The organism is Streptomyces rishiriensis (assembly GCF_003112535.1).
GTDB lineage: Bacteria > Actinomycetota > Actinomycetes > Streptomycetales > Streptomycetaceae > Streptomyces > Streptomyces rishiriensis.
In genome coordinates this window covers 224,533-240,745 of the sequence record NZ_BEWA01000008.1, presented here as the reverse complement: position 1 = coordinate 240,745, position 16,213 = coordinate 224,533, and the positions used below count along the sequence as shown (strand labels likewise).

The following is a 16,213-nucleotide window of genomic DNA, read 5'->3' as shown; positions in this document are numbered from 1 at the left end:
CCGTGCGGGTATGGCTGCCCGGAACGGACCGCCGCGTCCGACCGGGCCGCCGGGCGACGAGAACGACGGCCCGCGTACCAGAACGACGGCCCGCGGACGAAGAAACGGGGGGTGCATGAGCACGGAAGCACGCCGCGCCTCGGTCCCGCCGCGACCCGACGTGCCTCCCCAGCCCGGCGTCCCCCCGCGCCCGACGGCTCCGCCCCGCCCGTCCCGGCCCCCGACGCCGGACGCCGTCCCGGCGCAACCGACGCGACCGGCGGACCCGGCTGCCGCCGAAGCCGCCGAGCCGGCCCGCCCAGCGACCGGCGGCCGACCGGAGCGGGCTCCCGCTCCGCGTGCGACGCCCGGCCCGCAGGAGCGCGGCTTCGCACGCCGGACCACGTCCGAGGCGGCCGGGACGGATCCCGCGCGCGGGACGTCCACGGGCCCGGCGCAGGCGCAGGCCGCCGAGGAGCGCGCGGGCAACGGCGCCCCGGCCGCCTCCGACACCGCCGGCCCCCTCTCCCGCACCGCCCCCCGCTTCGTCAGGCTGCGGGCCCAGCACACGGACGCCATGACCCCGCCCCCGCCGCCAGCGTCGGCACGCTTCCCGGACACCCCGCCGCCCCCGAGCCGCCCCGCCCCGGCCGCCCGTCGAGACGACACCGCGACGCCCGGACGCGCCGAGGAGCGCCCTTCCGCCCCGGACGTCCCGCGCTCCGGCCCGCCGCACGACTTCCGCCGGCCCCCGCGCCCCGCCAGGCCGGCCCCCCGCCCCGCCCCCACGGACCCCCCGCCGTCCGCCGACGCCTCCGCCCCCCGTCGCCCCTTCGGCGCGCCCCCGTCCGACGCGGTGTCCGCGTCGGACGCGCGCGTGACCGGTCCGACGGCTCCCGGCCGCTCCGGCGCGGGCGGCGGCCGTCCCGCTGAGGCGGGGAGCACGCGCTCCGCCGGCCCGGACGACGCGACCGCCCCCGGACCCGCCGCCGACCGCGCGGGCGAGCGGGCCTGGTCGCCCCTGCCGCGCGGCTGGGTGCCCGTGCCCGGGGCGGTCCGGCACGAGACGTGGACGGACGGCGCCGGAACCGGACCGCGCGGCGGCTCCCGACCGGGTCCGGCGGCGGACGAGGCGCCCGCCTGGAGTCCTGGGGCGGCCGTGCGGCAACCCGACTTCACCATCGCCCCGCCGCCGTCCGCGGAACAGCGGCCGGAGATCCCACGGCGGCCCGACGGCACTCCGGGGACGGCGGACGGACCCGATCCGGCGCTCTCCTGGAGCGCTCCCATGACGCCCGGCGGCGCTCCCGGCGCCACCCGGCCCGTGGTCACGTTCGCCCGGCCCGAGGGATACACGCCCCGTATCCTCGGCAGACGCGCCCGCACCGCCGCGGCCGCCGCCTGCGTCGTCCTCGGACTGGGCCTCATCGGCGGCGCGGCGACCGGCAGCTGGCTCCTCGGCGGCTCGGGGGAGAGCGCCGAACGCAGCGCCTACACGAGCGCCGGCGGTCTGTGGCACAACGTGCCCGTGGACCAGCTGTTCCCGCCCACCGTGGACGGACAGGGCGCCGGCCCCGGCGGCGCCGACCGCACCTGGACGCGGATCGCCGTCGCCCCGGACGGCGGCTGCGCCGACGCCTTCGACCCGCTGCTGCTCAAGGTGCTCGCCCCGGTCGGCTGCCAGCGCCTCCTGCGCGCCACCTACACCGACGCCACCCAGAGCTACGTGACCACCGTCGGCCTGCTGTTCACCAAGGCGGACGCCGCCGCCATGCGCGCGCTCGACGCCCGTTTCGCCAAGGAGGGCCTGGCCCAGCGGGCGGATCTGATGCCGCGCCCGTACGCCGCGAAGGGCACCGCGGCCGCCGGGTTCGGCGACCGGCAGCGGGCCGCGTGGACGGTCTCGGTCCTCACCGACGCGCCCGTCGTCGTCTACGCCGTCTCCGGCTGGGCCGACGGCCGCACCGTCGACACCCCGCAGCCCGCCCCCCGGGCCACCGCGACCGGCGCCACCACGGACCCCGCCCAGGCCGGCCTCGGCAACGAGGCCCAGGGCCTCGCCGACCGCGTCGAGCGCGGCCTGCGCAAGACCGCCGTCACGCCCTCGGAGCAGCCCTCATGAGCACCCGCAGGACCCGGACGACCCCTGGGACCCGGACGACCCCCGGGACCCGGACGACCCATGGGGCCCGTACGACCCCTGGGACCCGTACGACGCGCACGCCCCGCAGGGCCGGGCTCCTGAGCTGCCTCCTCGCCGTCGTCGTCGTCCTGGCGCCGCCCTCCGTCGCCCACGCCGACGGCATCCGGGCCCAGCAGTGGGCCCTGGACGCCCTGCACACCCAGCAGGCCTGGCAGACCACCAGGGGCCGGGGCATCACCGTCGCCGTCCTGGACACCGGCGTCGAGGCCGACCACCCCGACCTCGTCGGCAACGTCCTCGCGGGCAAGGACATGGTGGGCTTCGGAGCGAAGCCCGGTGAGCGCGCCTGGGCCCGCCACGGCACCGCGATGGCCAGCATCATCGCCGGTCACGGGCATGGCGACGGCGACGACGACGGGGTGCTCGGGATCGCCCCGGAGGCGAAGATCCTTCCCGTCCGCGTGATCCTGGAGGACGGCGACCCGCAGCGCACCAAGGCCCGCAACACCCGGGGCAACGCCCTCGCCGAGGGCATCCGCTGGGCCGCCGACCAGGGCGCCGACGTCATCAACCTCTCCCTGGGCGACGACTCCGCCTCCGCCCACCCCGAGCCCGCCGAGGACGAGGCCGTCCAGTACGCCCTGAAGAAGGGCTCGGTCGTCGTCGCCTCGGCCGGCAACGGCGGCGAGAAGGGGGACCACATCTCCTACCCGGCCGCCTACCCGGGCGTCATCGCCGCGACCGCCGTCGACCGGTACGGCACGCGCGCCTCGTTCTCCACCCGCCGCTGGTACGCGACCGTCAGCGCGCCCGGCGTCGACGTCGTCATCGCCGACCCGGACCACAAGTACTACCAGGGCTGGGGGACCAGCGCCGCCTCCGCCTTCGTCTCGGGAGCCGTCGCGCTCGTCAAGGCCGCCCACCCCGGTCTGACCCCCGCACAGATCAAGAAGCTGCTGGAGGACACGGCCCGCAACGCCCCCGCCGGCGGCCGCGACGACTCCCGCGGCTACGGCTTCATCGACCCGGCCGCCGCGATCCGCGCGGCCGCCGCCCTCACGCCCGAGGGCCTGCAGTCCGCCGCCTACGGCGCGCGGTACTTCGGTTCCGGTCCCGACCGGGCGAAGGCGGACGACGGCACGTCGAGCTGGGCGGGCCTGCTCGCGGGCGGCGCAGGCGGGGTGCTGCTGCTGACGTCGGTCGTCCTGTGGCGCGGCCGCAGGGAACGCGACCGGCGCGAGGCACACGAGGCCCGCGAGAACTACGAGGTCTACGAGAACTACGAGGCCTACGAGACTCCCTAGCGTCCGGGCCGGCTACCCGACCGCGCCGGCGGAGGGGACGGCGGCCGACACCGCCGCCTTCGCCGCGCCCTCCACCAGCGAAATGCCCGCCGCCTGCGTCGCGTTGCCGTTCGACAGCACGGCCACCACGTAGTCGCGGCCGCCGACGCCCACCCGGCCGATGCTGTTGACCACCCACAGCCCCGTCGTGCTGCGCGGCAGCCAGCCGTTCTTCAGCGCCCACGAGGACCCGTCGGCCGCGGCCGAGACGCCCCAGTCCTGGCCCGCGGCTATCCGCCCCATCAGCCCCCTCAGATACGTCCGCGATGCCTCGCTCAGTTCCGACTCGTCCCCGAACACCTGCCGCAGCAGCGTGAGTTGGTCGGCCGCCGTGGTCCGGGTGAGCCCCCACAGCATGCCCTCGCCGCCCTCGGTCCGCGTCAGTCCGAGCCGCTCGTTCGCGGCGTCGAGCCCCTCGGCCTCGCCGATGGTCCGCCACAGTGCCGACGCCGCGTCGTTGTCACTGGTCTCGATCATGGCCGTGGCGTACGTCTTCTCGGCCGCCGAGAGACGACGCCCCTCGTCCTGCGCCCGCAGCAGCAGCGCGGCCAGGATGTCCGCCTTGACGATGCTCGCCGTCTCGAAGACGCCCCCGCCGTACGCGGCGCCGACGCCGGAGGCCAGGTCGAGCACGGCCACGGACACGGCCGCGTCCCTCGGCACGGTCACCGACCTCATCGCCGCCGCCAACTGCGCGTCGCGGTCCGCCCCGAGCGCCGCCTCGCTCTCCACCGACACCTCCTCGTCCTCCGACTCCGACTGCGACTGCGACTGCGACGTGGATGCCGATGCCGACGGCGTCGCGGAGGACGACGACGATACGGCCCGCGCGCCGGAGTCGGCCCGCGCCTTCACATAGGCGGCGCCGCCGGCCGTCGCACCCAGCACGGCGGCCGCGGCGAGCGCGAGGGGGAGGAGGGGGCGGCGGGAGGGACGAGCGCGGCGGCCACGGCGTGCTCCGGGGGACTCCATGGCCGTGATGGTCGGGCCGACGGCTGTGCGGGGCGTGGGACCGGCGTGAGAGCGGGGTCAGGGGAGTCTGAGAATCGCGTGAACGGCGTCGGCACGGCGACCCGGGCCCCGCACCGGCCCACGGGCCTGCCCCCGATAGGGTCGACGACCGTGGCGAACAAGAACATTCCCGACCCCGGCTTCTCCGACGACGACGGCTCCGCCGACCCCCGGCTGAGTGCGGCGCTCGCCGCCTGGGCCGACGACCGCACCGCCGTGGCCCCGGTGCTGGCGGCCCTGAAGGGCGCCCGGCTCCTCGTCCCCGTCGTGGCCGTGCTGGGCGAGGTCGAGGAGGACGAGCACGGGCTGCGCCGCGAGAAGACCAGCGACATGGCCGTCCCCACCCTCAAGGCGGGCTCGCGCACCGCGCTGCCCGCCTTCACCTCCACCGACTCCCTCGCCCGCTGGGATCCCGCTGCCCGCCCGGTCGCCGTCCCCCTGCACCAGGCGCTGCAGGCGGCCGCGCACGAGAAGGCCGACACGGTCGTCCTCGACCTGGCCGGACCGGTGGCCTTCGAGCTGACCGGGCCTGCGCTGCTGGCGCTCGCCGAGGGCCGGGCCTCCACCGATCCGCTCGCCGACCCGGCGGTCGTCGCGGCGGTACGGGCCGCCGTGGCCGCCGAACCGGAAATCCTCAGCGCCCACCTCGGGCCCGGGGAGGCCGACGGCACCCTGGCCCTCGTCCTCGACCCGGCGGCCGCGCCCGCCGACACGGCCCGGGCCGTGGCCCGCCGTCTCGCGGCCGACGAAACGCTGAGGGCCCGCCTGGTGCGCGGCCTCGACCTGGCAGTGCTGCCGGCCGGGACGACGCCTCCGGGCGAGCCCCTGTACGTGAAGAGCTGAATCCGCCGGAACCCGGCTCAGCCGTAGACCGGGCCCGTGTACTTCTCGCCCGGGCCCTGACCCGGCTCGTCCGGGACGATCGACGCCTCGCGGAACGCCAGTTGCAGCGACTTCAGACCGTCGCGCAGCGGGGCCGCGTGGAAGGAGCTGATCTCGGTCGCGGACGCGTCCAGCAGCCCGGCGAGGGCCGTCACCAGCTTGCGGGCCTCGTCGAGGTCCTTGTACGTGTCGCCCTCCTCGGTGAGGCCGAGCTTCACCGCGGCGGCGCTCATCAGGTTGACGGCGACCGTCACGATCACCTCGACGGCGGGGACCTCGGCGATGTCGCGGGTCATCTCGTCGAAGTCGGGGGCGTCGGGCGTCCCGGCGGAGCCGGCGGGGGAGGTGTCACTCATGCAGCACACGATAGGCGCAGGCCGCGCGGGGTCCGGTCGCGAGGCTCGATTGGCCGTTCGCGGCGGGGACTGGTAATCTCGGTTAACGACCGGTCGGACACGCGTGCCCCTCAGCAGGCGGATCCGGCCCACAAGTGGAGACTCCGAGCTCCCACCCGACTGTCCTCGCAGGACGGCGGGTCACCCCGGTCAGGCGGCCCCCATCGTTCCGTACGGACGATGGAGTCGCCCGGTAGCGCGCCCCGCGATCCTTGCGGCGGTGCTCCGGTAGTGCTTGGAGCCCCGCATGTGACCGTTCGGGGCATTTTTTGTGCTTCGACGTGGTTGCCAATCTATCGAACACAGACGTTACGCGGCCGTCCGCCAGACTGCCGTGTGGTGCTACCGAGGAGGATCCATCAGCACCGAGCCCCGCATCAACGACCGGATTCGCGTTCCCGAAGTGCGACTTGTCGGTCCCAGTGGCGAGCAGGTCGGCATCGTGCCGCTGGCCAAGGCCCTGGAGCTTGCGCAGGAGTACGACCTCGACCTGGTCGAGGTGGCCGCGAGCGCACGCCCGCCGGTCTGCAAGCTCATGGACTACGGGAAGTTCAAGTACGAGTCGGCCATGAAGGCCCGTGAGGCGCGCAAGAACCAGGCGCACACGGTCATCAAGGAAATGAAGCTCCGGCCGAAGATCGACCCGCACGACTACGACACCAAAAAGGGTCACGTCGTCCGGTTCCTCAAGCAGGGCGACAAGGTCAAGATCACGATCATGTTCCGTGGTCGCGAGCAGTCCCGGCCGGAGCTCGGCTTCCGACTGCTGCAGCGTCTCGCGTCGGACGTCGAGGACCTCGGCTTCATCGAGTCGAACCCGAAGCAGGACGGCCGGAACATGATCATGGTTCTCGGTCCGCACAAGAAGAAGACCGAGGCCATGGCCGAGGCCCGGCAGGCGCAGGAGGCCCGCAAGGCCGAGGCGAAGGCCAACCCCGGTCGCTCGCAGAACGCCGCTGACGCCGACGCCGTGAACGCCGAGGGCGAGAGCGACGTCGAGGTCGAGGCGGCTGACGCCGAGGCCCCTGCCGAGGCTTCCGCCGAGGCGTGATCCGAGGGGCGCGAGTCCCGCGGACATAACCGATACCAGCGACGTTCCACCGTGCCCGGTTTCACGACCGGGCACCGGAACGCCACCGACGAGGAGAGAACGGCGCTATGCCGAAGAACAAGTCGCACAGCGGTGCCAGCAAGCGCTTCAAGATCACCGGCTCCGGCAAGGTGCTCCGCGAGCGCGCCGGCAAGCGCCACCTGCTCGAGCACAAGTCGTCCCGCGTGACGCGCCGCCTCACCGGCAACGCCGAGATGGCCCCGGGCGACGCCGCGAAGATCAAGAAGCTTCTCGGCAAGTGACGTCGGGCGCAAGCGTCGCGCCTGACCTCTGACCGGGACCCAATCGTTTCCGGGTCGTGTGAGTCCCACCACGGCCCCGCTACAAGGAGTTAAAAAGTGGCACGCGTCAAGCGGGCAGTCAACGCCCACAAGAAGCGCCGGGCGATCCTCGAGGCGGCCTCCGGCTACCGCGGTCAGCGTTCGCGCCTGTACCGCAAGGCCAAGGAGCAGGTCACCCACTCGCTGGTCTACAACTACAACGACCGCAAGAAGCGCAAGGGCGACTTCCGTCAGCTGTGGATCCAGCGCATCAACGCTGCGGCCCGCCAGAACGGCATGACGTACAACCGCCTCATCCAGGGTCTGAAGGCCGCGAACATCGAGGTCGACCGCAAGATCCTGGCCGAGCTCGCCGTGAACGACGCCACCGCGTTCGCCGCGCTGGTCGAGGTCGCGCAGAAGGCCCTGCCCGCGGACGTGAACGCGCCCAAGGCCGCGTGACGCCGCGCCGGCTCTAGGCCGACGTGACTGAAGGACCCGCAGGTTTCGGCCTGCGGGTCCTTTTGCTGCTGACGCCCGCTGCCTCCGTCGTCCGGGCACCGGCCGTGCGTGGCCGGCCGCACCCGTGCGGCGCAGCCGCACGTGACAGAGCCCCGCGCCCCTCGGGGGCCGCAGTCGCCCCCGCCGCCCAGTCGGCCGCCCTGATACCGAAGGTGAACCACATGCCCTCCGCCACCCCCGAGCTGATCTCTCCCCGTTCCCCCCGCGTCGTGGCCGCGCGGCGGCTGGCCAGGCGGAACTTCCGGGGCAAGGAGCGGCTGTTCCTCGCGGAGGGGCCGCAGGCCGTGCGGGAGGCCGCGGCGCACCGCGCCGACGGACAGGCCACGCTCGTGGAACTGTTCGCCACCGTCGAGGCAGCCGAGCGCTACGCCGACGTCATCGCCGAGGCCCGCTCGGCCGGCGCCCGGGTCCACCTCGCCGCCGAACAGGTCATCGAGGACGTCTCCACCACCGTCACCCCGCAGGGGCTCGTCGGGATCTGCCGGTTCCTGGACACGCCCTTCGAGCGGATCCTCGCCGCCCGGCCCCGCCTCGTCGCCGTCCTCGCCCATGTGCGCGACCCCGGCAACGCGGGCACCGTGCTGCGGTGCGCCGACGCCGCCGGCGCCGACGCCGTCGTGCTGACCGACGCCTCCGTCGACGTCTACAACCCCAAGGCCGTCCGCGCCTCCGTCGGCTCCCTCTTCCACCTGCCCGTCGCCGTGGGCGTCCCCGTCGAGCAGGCCGTGGCGGGGCTGCGGGACTCCGGCGTGCGGATCCTGGCCGCCGACGGCGCGGGGGACGACGACCTCGACGCCGAACTCGACGAGGGCACCATGGGCGGCCCCACCGCGTGGGTGTTCGGGAACGAGGCCTGGGGACTTCCCGAGGAGACCCGCGCGCTCGCGGACGCCGTCGTGCGCGTCCCGATCCACGGAAAGGCGGAGAGTCTGAACCTCGCGACCGCCGCCGCCGTATGTCTCTACGCGTCGGCCCGTGCACAGCGCGCCTCCGGAGGGTGCCGCTCCGTGACCGACAGCTAGTAGGGTGACGAGTTCGCGGGCCTCTTCCGGGAGGACGGGAGGTGGGGTACGGGGATGAGTGTCGGCACGACCAGCGCACGGGGAGCGGCCCGGGCGGCCGGTGACCTCGCCGGACTCGGCGTCGACCCCGACGACCTGCCGGACGGGCTCGTCGTCGCCGACGAGAACGGCCGCGTGGTCTGCTTCAACGCCGCCGCCCGGCGCATCACCGCCGTCGCCGCCGAGGACGCCCTCGGGCAGCGCCTCGACAAGGCCCTTCCGCTGGAGGACCTGGAGGGCCGCCGCTGGTGGCAGCTGACCGACCCCTACGGCGGCCTCGCCATCCGCGTCGGCCAGCCCGAGCGCAACCTCCTGCTGCCGGGCGGCCGTGAGGTCCTCGTCTCCGCCCGGTACGTCCGCGCCGAGCCCACCGGTCCCGTCCGCCGCGTCGTCGTCTCGATCCGCGACACGGAGGCCCGCCGCCGCACCGAGCGCAGCCACGCCGAGCTGATCGCCACCGTGGCCCACGAACTGCGCTCCCCGCTCACCTCCGTCAAGGGCTTCACCGCCACCCTGCTCGCCAAGTGGTCCCGGTTCACCGACGACCAGAAGCGGCTGATGCTGGAGACCGTCGACGCCGACGCGGACCGGGTCACCCGCCTCATCGCCGAGCTGCTCGACATCTCCCGCATCGACTCCGGACGGCTGGAGGTGCGCCGCCAGCCCGTCGACATGGGCGCGGCCGTGGGACGGCACATCCAGGCCTACGTGGCCGCCGGTCAGCCCGCCGACCGGTTCCTGCTGCGCATCGAGCAGCCGCTGCCCGCACTGTGGGCCGACCCCGACAAGATCGACCAGGTGCTCAGCAACCTCATCGAAAACGCGGTGCGCCACGGCGAGGGAACCGTCACCATTGACGTCACGCCCGCCGCGTCCCCCCGGGAAGGGGAGGACACCGGCACATCGGTCACCGTGAGCGACGAGGGCGCAGGCATCCCGGAGGAGTCCATGAACCGCGTGTTCACCCGCTTCTGGCGGGGCAGCAAGCGCGGCGGCACCGGCCTCGGGCTGTACATCGTCAAGGGCATCGTCGAAGCCCACGGCGGCGCCATCACGGTGGGCCGCGCCCCCGGCGGCGGCGCGGAGTTCCGATTTACGCTGCCCGTGAGCACCCCGGCGTATCTCACCTGAGAGCCGGCCGGGCGGCCCACGGGCGCATCCGCACATCGTCACCCCGTTAGACTCGGCCTTTGGCACCCTTGTGTCCCATGGACGGCCCTCTGACCTCTGCGTGAGTCGGTGACGGGGACCTTCAGCCAGCCAACCGGAAGCACGGGAAGAGATGTCGGCACCGAATAAGTCGTACGACCCGGTAGAGGTCGAGGCCTTGAAACCGGAAGAGATCGAGCGCATGCGGGACGAGGCGCTCGCCGCCTTCGCCGCCGCGGACTCGCTCGACGCGCTCCAGGAGGCCAAGGTCGCCCACACCGGCGGCACCTCCCCGCTCGCCCTCGCCAACCGCGAGATCGGCGCCCTGCCCCCGCACGCCAAGGCCGCCGCCGGCAAGCTCGTCGGGCAGGCCCGCGGCGCCGTGAACAAGGGCTTCGCCGCCCGCCAGGAGGAGCTGGAGGCCGAGCGCGACGCACGGGTGCTGGTCGAGGAGGCGGTGGACGTCACGCTGCCCCACGACCGGATCCCGGCCGGCGCCCGCCACCCCCTCACCACGCTCTCCGAGCGCATCGAGGACGTCTTCGTGGCCATGGGCTACGAGGTCGCCGAGGGTCCGCAGGTCGAGGCCGAGTGGTTCAACTTCGACGCGCTCAACATCGGCCCGGACCATCCGGCCCGCGGCGAGGCCGACACGTTCTTCGTGCAGGGCCCGCAGGGCGGCACCGAGTCCGGCGTCGTGCTGCGCACCCACACCTCGCCGGTCCAGATCCGCTCGCTGCTCAGCCGCGAGCTGCCGGTGTACGTGATCTGCCCCGGCCGCGTGTACCGCACCGACGAGCTGGACGCCACGCACACCCCGGTCTTCCACCAGGTCGAGCTGCTCGCCGTGGACGAGGGCCTGACCATGGCCGATCTCAAGGGCACGATGGACCACATGGTCCAGTCGCTGTTCGGCGAGGGCATGAAGACCCGGCTGCGGCCGAACTTCTTCCCGTTCACCGAGCCGTCCGCCGAGATGGACATGGTGTGCTACGTCTGCCGCGGCGAGTCCGTCGGCAACCCCGACCGCCCCTGCCGCACCTGCTCCAGCGAGGGCTGGATCGAGCTGGGCGGCTGCGGCATGGTCAACCCCAAGGTGCTGGCCGCCTGCGGCGTCGACCCGGAGAAGTACAGCGGGTTCGCCTTCGGGTTCGGCATCGAGCGGATGCTGATGTTCCGCCACAACGTCGAAGACATGCGAGACATGGTCGAGGGTGACGTCCGGTTCACCCGGCCGTTCGGGATGGAGATCTGATGCGCGTCCCGCTTTCCTGGCTGCGGGAGTACGTCGACCTGCCGGCCACCGAGACCGGCCGTGACGTGCAGGCCAAGCTCGTGTCGGCCGGCCTGGAGGTCGAGACCGTCGAGCACCTCGGAGCCGACCTCAAGGGCCCGCTCGTCGTCGGTCAGGTCCTGACCATCGAGGAGCTGGAGGGCTTCAAGAAGCCGATCCGCTTCTGCACGGTCGACGTCGGCACGGCCAACGGCACCGGTGAGCCGCAGGAGATCGTCTGCGGCGCCCGCAACTTCGCCGTCGGCGACAAGGTCGTCGTGGTGCTCCCGGGCGCGGTCCTGCCCGGCGGCTTCGCGATCGCCGCGCGCAAGACGTACGGCAAGACCTCCCACGGCATGATCTGCTCCGGCGACGAGCTGGGCATGGGCGACGACGGCAGCCACGGCATCGTCGTGCTGCCGCCGGAGACCGAGGTCGGCAAGGACGCCATCGAGCTCCTCGAGCTGGTCGACGAGGTCCTGGACATCGCCGTCACCGCCAACCGCGGCGACTGCCTGTCCATCCGCGGCGTCGCCCGGGAGACCGCCATCGCCTACGGTCTGGCGCTGCGCGACCCCGCCCTGATCGACGTACCGGCGCCGAACGCCTTCGGCTACCCGGTGAAGGTCTCCGAGCCGATGGGCTGCGACCGCTTCACCGCCCGCACCGTCACCGGTCTGAGCCCCGAGGCGCGCTCGCCGATCTGGCTGAAGCGCCGGCTGCAGAAGGTCGGCATGCGCCCGATCTCGCTCGCCGTCGACGTCACCAACTACGTGATGACGGAGATCGGCCAGCCGCTGCACGCCTACGACCGCAATCTGGTCCAGGGCACGATCGGCGTGCGCCGGGCCGCGGAGGGCGAGCAGATCGTCACCCTCGACGGCGTGACCCGCACGCTGCACGCCGAGGACCTGGTCATCACCGACGACCGCGGTCCCATCGGCCTCGCCGGCGTCATGGGCGGCGCGAACACCGAGATCGCCGACCACGACGACGCGCAGAGCCCGACGACCGATGTGGTCATCGAGGCCGCCCACTTCGACGCGGTGTCGATCGCGCGCACGGCGCGTCGCCACAAGCTGTCCTCCGAGGCGTCCCGGCGCTTCGAGCGGGGCGTCGACCCGCAGGCCGCCGCTGCCGCCGCACAGCGCACGGTGGACCTGCTGGTGCTGCTCGCGGGCGGCACCGCCGACGCGGGCGTCACGGAGATCATCGCCCCGTCCGCCCCGCACTCGATCAGCGTCCCGGCCGACCACCCGGACAAGGTCGCGGGAGTGGAGTACGGGCGGGAGACCGTCGTCCGCCGCCTCCAGGAGATCGGCTGCGACGTGTACGGGCAGGACGAGCTGATCGTCACCGTCCCGTCCTGGCGGCCCGACCTCGCCGAGGTCAACGACCTGGCGGAGGAGGTCATCCGGCTGGAGGGCTACGAGAACCTGCCCTCCACGCTGCCCAAGCCGCCCTCGGGCCGCGGACTCACCCACCGCCAGCGCCTGCACCGCCGGGTCGGCCGCGCGCTGGCCGGGGCCGGTTACGTCGAGGCGCCGAACTACCCGTTCGTCAGCGAGCAGGTCTTCGACCAGCTCGGTCTGGACGCCGAGGACCCGGCCCGCCGCGTCGTGAAGCTCACCAACCCGCTCAACGACGAGGAGCCCGCGCTCCGCACGTCGCTGCTGCCGGGCCTGCTGGGCGCGCTGCGGCGCAACGACGGGCGGGGCTCGCACGATCTGGCGCTCTTCGAGACCGGGCTGGTCTTCCTCCCGCGCGAGGAGCAGGGCGTCGCCGCGCACCTGCCCGCCGACCGCCGTCCCACCGACGAGGAGCTGGCGTCGCTGGACGCCGTGCTGCCCGAGCAGCCGCGCCATGTCGCCGTCGTCCTCGCGGGCGCCCGCGAGCAGGCCGGCTGGTGGGGCAAGGGCCGTCCGGCGGACTGGGCCGACGCGGTCGAGGCGGGCCGCACGGTCGCCCGGGAGGCCGGCGCCGAGCTGGCCGTCCGCAACGGCCGTTACGGGCCGTGGCACCCCGGGCGCTGCGCCGAGTTCGTCGTGGCCGTCGACGGCGCCGAGCGGGTCGTCGGTCACGCGGGCGAGCTGCACCCCCGGGTGCTGAAGGCCCTGGGCCTGCCCGCGCGCACCTGCGCCATGGAGCTGGACCTGGACGTCCTGGAGCAGGTCGGCGACGACACGCCCCAGGCGCCGAGGATCTCCACGTTCCCGGTGGCCACCCAGGACGTGGCCCTCGTCGTCGACCGGCCCGTGCCGCACGCCGACGTCGAGGCCGCGCTGCGGGAGGGCGCGGGTGAACTGCTGGAGGACATCCGGCTGTTCGACGTCTACGAGAACGCGGAGCAGCTCGGCGAGGGCAAGAAGTCGCTGGCGTACGCGCTGCGCTTCCGCGCGGAGGACCGGACGCTGACCGTCGACGAGGCGTCGGCCGCCCGTGACGCGGCGGTCGCCCTGGCGGGGGAGCGGACGGGAGCGGCCCTGCGGGGCTGATCGCCGAGGTCGCGCAGTTCCCCGCGCCCCTGAGGGGTGCGGGGGGCTGCGCCCTTGCATCCCGAGTCGGGGGACGTACGCCGGCCGCGGGCCGGTGGTGGCCGGTCGCGCAGTTCCCCGCGCCCCTGAAGACTGGGGCTGCGCCCCTGCGCCCAGTTCGGGTTGCGTGTCGGCCGCGGGTCCGTGGCGGCTGGTCGCGCAGTTCCCCGCGCCCCCGGGGTGCGGGGCTGCGCTCCTGGACCCGGCAGGCTGGGTCGTTTTCGGGGAGGTCTGGGTGCAACCTCCTAGGGGCGCGGGGAACTGCGCGACCGGCCACGACGGACCCGCACCCGTCCACGTACCCAAGACGGCGCTCTCCGCCGGACCCGCGGAGCGCTGCGCCGGGCCGTCGCTTTTCGAGGGGGAGCCGACGGCCCGGCGAACCTCTTGCGAGGCGTTCCAGTCAACCGGGCCGTGAGGACGTCACGACAGCGCGCACACCCCGCGAACGCGGGCTTTGCGTTCACACCCCGTGTGAAGGCGGACCCACTAGTCTGACGGGCACCGAGGCACGGCACCGGGGGGCACCCATGCATCCCAACACTCTGCTCGACGCGATCCTCGACGAGGCGGGCATCTCGCACGCGGGCCTCGCCGCCCACGTCAACCAGGCCGGACGGGCCCGCGGGCTCGCCCTGCGGTACGAGCACACGGCGGTGGCCCGCTGGCTGAAGGGCCAACGGCCGCGCGGCCAGGTACCCGACCTCATCTGCGAGGTGCTCGCGGTGCGGCTGCACCGGCCGGTCACCCTCGACGACATCGGTCTCGGCGTCCCGGGCGAGCCGTCCGCCCCGCACGGCGCCTCGCTCTCCGGCTTCGTCGAGCGGGCCACCGCCCTGTGGCGCTCCGACGAGCAGCAGCGCCCGCACATCCTGGGCGCGCCCGCCGTCACCGGCACGCCGGCGGTGATGCCGGTGTGGGAGTGGGAGAACCCGCCGGAGGACGTGGACGTCTCCCGTGGCGGCCGGCACCGCGTCACCTCCGCCGACATCGAGATGCTGCGCGCCGCCCGCGCCCACTACGAGCAGATGTACCGCAAGGCGGGCGGCATCGCGACCCGCAGCCGGGTCGTCGGCTTCCTCAACGCCGAGACCGCGCCTCTGCTGCGCGGCAGCTACACGGACGAGGCGGGCCGTCAACTGCACCGTGCCACCGGCGGGTTGGTGGCGGTGGCGGGCATCTGCGCCTACGACTCCGACGCGCACGGCCTCGCCCAGCGCTACTTCCACCAGGCGCTCAGACTGGCCAAGGCCAGCGGTGACCGTGGGCTGGGGGCGTACGTCATCGCCCTGCTGGTGAACCAGTCGCTGTTCATGCGGGAGTACCGGCAGGCCGTCGCCTTCGCGGAGGCGGCGCTGCGGGCCGCGGGCAAGCACATCACGCCCGCTCTCGCCTCCGATCTGTACGCGATGCAGGCCAAGGCGTACGCGCACCTCGGAGACGGCACGGGCGCCCTGTCGTGCATCCGGCGGGCCGAGACGGCCGCCGATCGCATCCGGCGCGGGCACGAGCCCGACGAGACCGGCTATGTGCAGCCCGGCCTGGTCAACGTCCAGGTGGCGGAGGCCCTGCTCAGTCTGGGCGATCTCACCGCGGCCGCCGAGCACGCGGCGGCCGCCGTGGACACTCCGGCGCACGACCGTGGCCGGGTGCACCGGCTCGCCATGCTCAGCACGATCGAGCTGCGTCAGGGCAACGCCGACAAAGCGGTGGTCACCGCGGTGCGGATGGCCGAGCAGACCCGGGGGATGGAGTCCCAGCGGCTGCGCGACAGACTCCGGTCGGTGCGCGAGCACCTGGTGCGCAGCGGCTGCGCGGGAACGGCCGAGGCGGCCGAACTCATCGACGGGGCCCTGCGCGTACCGCTGTAGGCGGGGGCGTCACGGGGTATCCGACCACGACACCTGGAGGGCGGCACCTGGAGAACGCAGGCACGGCATCCGCGCCGACGCTGCATGGTTCCTGCTGCGATATTGCCACTTACTCGACGGAAGGTGGCAGAACCGTGCAGTGGACGAAACAGAACGAGCAAACTGTGTATGAAAACCGCTGGTTCCGCGTCAACCTGGCAGATGTGGAGCTGCCCGACGGCCGGCACCTCGACCACTTCCTCATACGGCTGAGGCCCGTCGCCGTGGCGACCGTCGTCAACGAGGCCAACGAGGTGCTGCTGCTGTGGCGGCACCGCTTCATCACCGACAGCTGGGGCTGGGAACTCGCCGCGGGCGTGGTCGAGGACGGCGAGGACGTCGCCCGGGCGGCCGCCCGGGAGCTGGAGGAGGAGACCGGCTGGCGGCCGGGACTCCTGCACCACCTGATGAGCGTGGAGCCGTCCAACGGGCTCACCGACGCCGTCCACCACATCTACTGGTCGGACGAGGCCGAGTACACGGGTCACCCGGTGGACGACTTCGAGTCGGACCGCCGGGAATGGGTCTCCCTCGCGCTCGTCCCCGAACTGGTCGCCCGAGGGGAGGTCCCGGCCGCCAACATGGCGGCCGCGTTGATGCTGCTGCATCACATCAGGCTCGGCTGAGGACGAACCTGCCG

14 protein-coding genes are annotated in these 16,213 nt (G+C 73.7%); 12 read left to right on the top strand and 2 right to left on the bottom strand.

What is annotated here, in order from left to right:
• Positions 1–115: 115 nt before the first annotated feature.
• Positions 116–2,101 carry a hypothetical protein gene (locus Sri02f_RS44080; RefSeq protein ID WP_373865100.1) on the top strand — a complete coding sequence of 662 codons (1,986 nt, stop codon included), beginning with the start codon at positions 116–118 and terminating at the stop codon, positions 2,099–2,101.
• On the top strand, positions 2,098–3,426 hold the full coding sequence (gene mycP / locus Sri02f_RS15375; protein ID WP_109001781.1) for a type VII secretion-associated serine protease mycosin: 1,329 nt from the start codon (positions 2,098–2,100) through the stop codon (positions 3,424–3,426). The genes Sri02f_RS44080 and mycP overlap by 4 nt, the downstream gene beginning before the upstream one ends.
• Positions 3,427–3,438: 12 nt before the next feature.
• Here mycP and Sri02f_RS15370 read toward each other — a convergent pair whose 3' ends face one another.
• Positions 3,439–4,437 (bottom strand): serine hydrolase, encoded by a 999-nt coding sequence (locus Sri02f_RS15370; protein ID WP_109001779.1) that lies wholly within the window; start codon positions 4,435–4,437, stop codon positions 3,439–3,441.
• A gap of 150 nt (positions 4,438–4,587) precedes the next feature.
• On the opposite strand from Sri02f_RS15370, the gene Sri02f_RS15365 reads away from it, so the two are divergent.
• Positions 4,588–5,319: an SseB family protein gene (locus Sri02f_RS15365; protein ID WP_109001988.1), complete on the top strand. Its 732-nt coding sequence runs from the start codon at positions 4,588–4,590 to the stop codon at positions 5,317–5,319.
• A gap of 17 nt (positions 5,320–5,336) precedes the next feature.
• On the opposite strand, the gene Sri02f_RS15360 is transcribed toward Sri02f_RS15365, so the two are convergent.
• On the bottom strand, positions 5,337–5,714 hold the full coding sequence (locus tag Sri02f_RS15360; RefSeq protein ID WP_109001987.1) for a DUF1844 domain-containing protein: 378 nt from the start codon (positions 5,712–5,714) through the stop codon (positions 5,337–5,339).
• A 373-nt stretch (positions 5,715–6,087) separates the two neighbouring features.
• Between Sri02f_RS15360 and infC the strand changes: the two genes are divergently transcribed.
• The 9 genes from infC (at position 6,088) to Sri02f_RS15310 (ending at position 16,199) form a co-directional block, all read left to right on the top strand.
• Complete coding sequence (infC, locus tag Sri02f_RS15350; protein ID WP_109001777.1) at positions 6,088–6,804, top strand: translation initiation factor IF-3; 717 nt, start codon at positions 6,088–6,090, stop codon at positions 6,802–6,804.
• Between the two features lie 107 nt (positions 6,805–6,911).
• Entirely contained in the window at positions 6,912–7,106 is a 195-nt protein-coding gene (gene rpmI, locus Sri02f_RS15345; RefSeq protein WP_003977225.1) for a 50S ribosomal protein L35, read from the top strand.
• Between the two features lie 96 nt (positions 7,107–7,202).
• A complete protein-coding gene (gene rplT, locus Sri02f_RS15340) occupies positions 7,203–7,586 on the top strand; it encodes a 50S ribosomal protein L20 (RefSeq protein ID WP_057580434.1) in 384 nt (127 codons plus the stop codon).
• A gap of 221 nt (positions 7,587–7,807) precedes the next feature.
• On the top strand, positions 7,808–8,668 hold the full coding sequence (locus Sri02f_RS15335; RefSeq protein WP_109001775.1) for a TrmH family RNA methyltransferase: 861 nt from the start codon (positions 7,808–7,810) through the stop codon (positions 8,666–8,668).
• Positions 8,669–8,722: 54 nt separating this feature from the next.
• A complete protein-coding gene (locus Sri02f_RS15330; RefSeq protein WP_109001773.1) occupies positions 8,723–9,838 on the top strand; it encodes a sensor histidine kinase in 1,116 nt (371 codons plus the stop codon).
• A 151-nt stretch (positions 9,839–9,989) separates the two neighbouring features.
• Entirely contained in the window at positions 9,990–11,111 is a 1,122-nt protein-coding gene (gene pheS, locus Sri02f_RS15325) for a phenylalanine--tRNA ligase subunit alpha (RefSeq protein WP_109001771.1), read from the top strand.
• On the top strand, positions 11,111–13,624 hold the full coding sequence (gene pheT / locus Sri02f_RS15320) for a phenylalanine--tRNA ligase subunit beta (RefSeq protein ID WP_109001769.1): 2,514 nt from the start codon (positions 11,111–11,113) through the stop codon (positions 13,622–13,624). Before pheS ends, pheT begins: the two co-directional genes overlap by 1 nt.
• Positions 13,625–14,193: 569 nt before the next feature.
• Positions 14,194–15,534 (top strand): NsdA family TPR-like regulatory protein, encoded by a 1,341-nt coding sequence (locus Sri02f_RS15315; RefSeq protein ID WP_109001767.1) that lies wholly within the window; start codon positions 14,194–14,196, stop codon positions 15,532–15,534.
• 134 nt (positions 15,535–15,668) lie between these two features.
• Complete coding sequence (locus tag Sri02f_RS15310) at positions 15,669–16,199, top strand: NUDIX hydrolase (RefSeq protein ID WP_109001765.1); 531 nt, start codon at positions 15,669–15,671, stop codon at positions 16,197–16,199.
• Positions 16,200–16,213: the final 14 nt, after the last annotated feature.

Coding starts and splice junctions, on each gene's coding strand:
- pheT (WP_109001769.1), top strand. CDS start 11,111: ATGCGCGTCCCGCTTTCCTGGCTGCGGGAGTACGTCGACCTGCCGGCC.
- rpmI (WP_003977225.1), top strand. CDS start 6,912: ATGCCGAAGAACAAGTCGCACAGCGGTGCCAGCAAGCGCTTCAAGATC.
- Sri02f_RS15360 (WP_109001987.1), bottom strand. CDS start 5,714: ATGAGTGACACCTCCCCCGCCGGCTCCGCCGGGACGCCCGACGCCCCC.
- Sri02f_RS15315 (WP_109001767.1), top strand. CDS start 14,194: ATGCATCCCAACACTCTGCTCGACGCGATCCTCGACGAGGCGGGCATC.
- Sri02f_RS15330 (WP_109001773.1), top strand. CDS start 8,723: ATGAGTGTCGGCACGACCAGCGCACGGGGAGCGGCCCGGGCGGCCGGT.
- Sri02f_RS15335 (WP_109001775.1), top strand. CDS start 7,808: ATGCCCTCCGCCACCCCCGAGCTGATCTCTCCCCGTTCCCCCCGCGTC.
- mycP (WP_109001781.1), top strand. CDS start 2,098: ATGAGCACCCGCAGGACCCGGACGACCCCTGGGACCCGGACGACCCCC.
- pheS (WP_109001771.1), top strand. CDS start 9,990: ATGTCGGCACCGAATAAGTCGTACGACCCGGTAGAGGTCGAGGCCTTG.
- Sri02f_RS15370 (WP_109001779.1), bottom strand. CDS start 4,437: ATGGAGTCCCCCGGAGCACGCCGTGGCCGCCGCGCTCGTCCCTCCCGC.
- Sri02f_RS44080 (WP_373865100.1), top strand. CDS start 116: ATGAGCACGGAAGCACGCCGCGCCTCGGTCCCGCCGCGACCCGACGTG.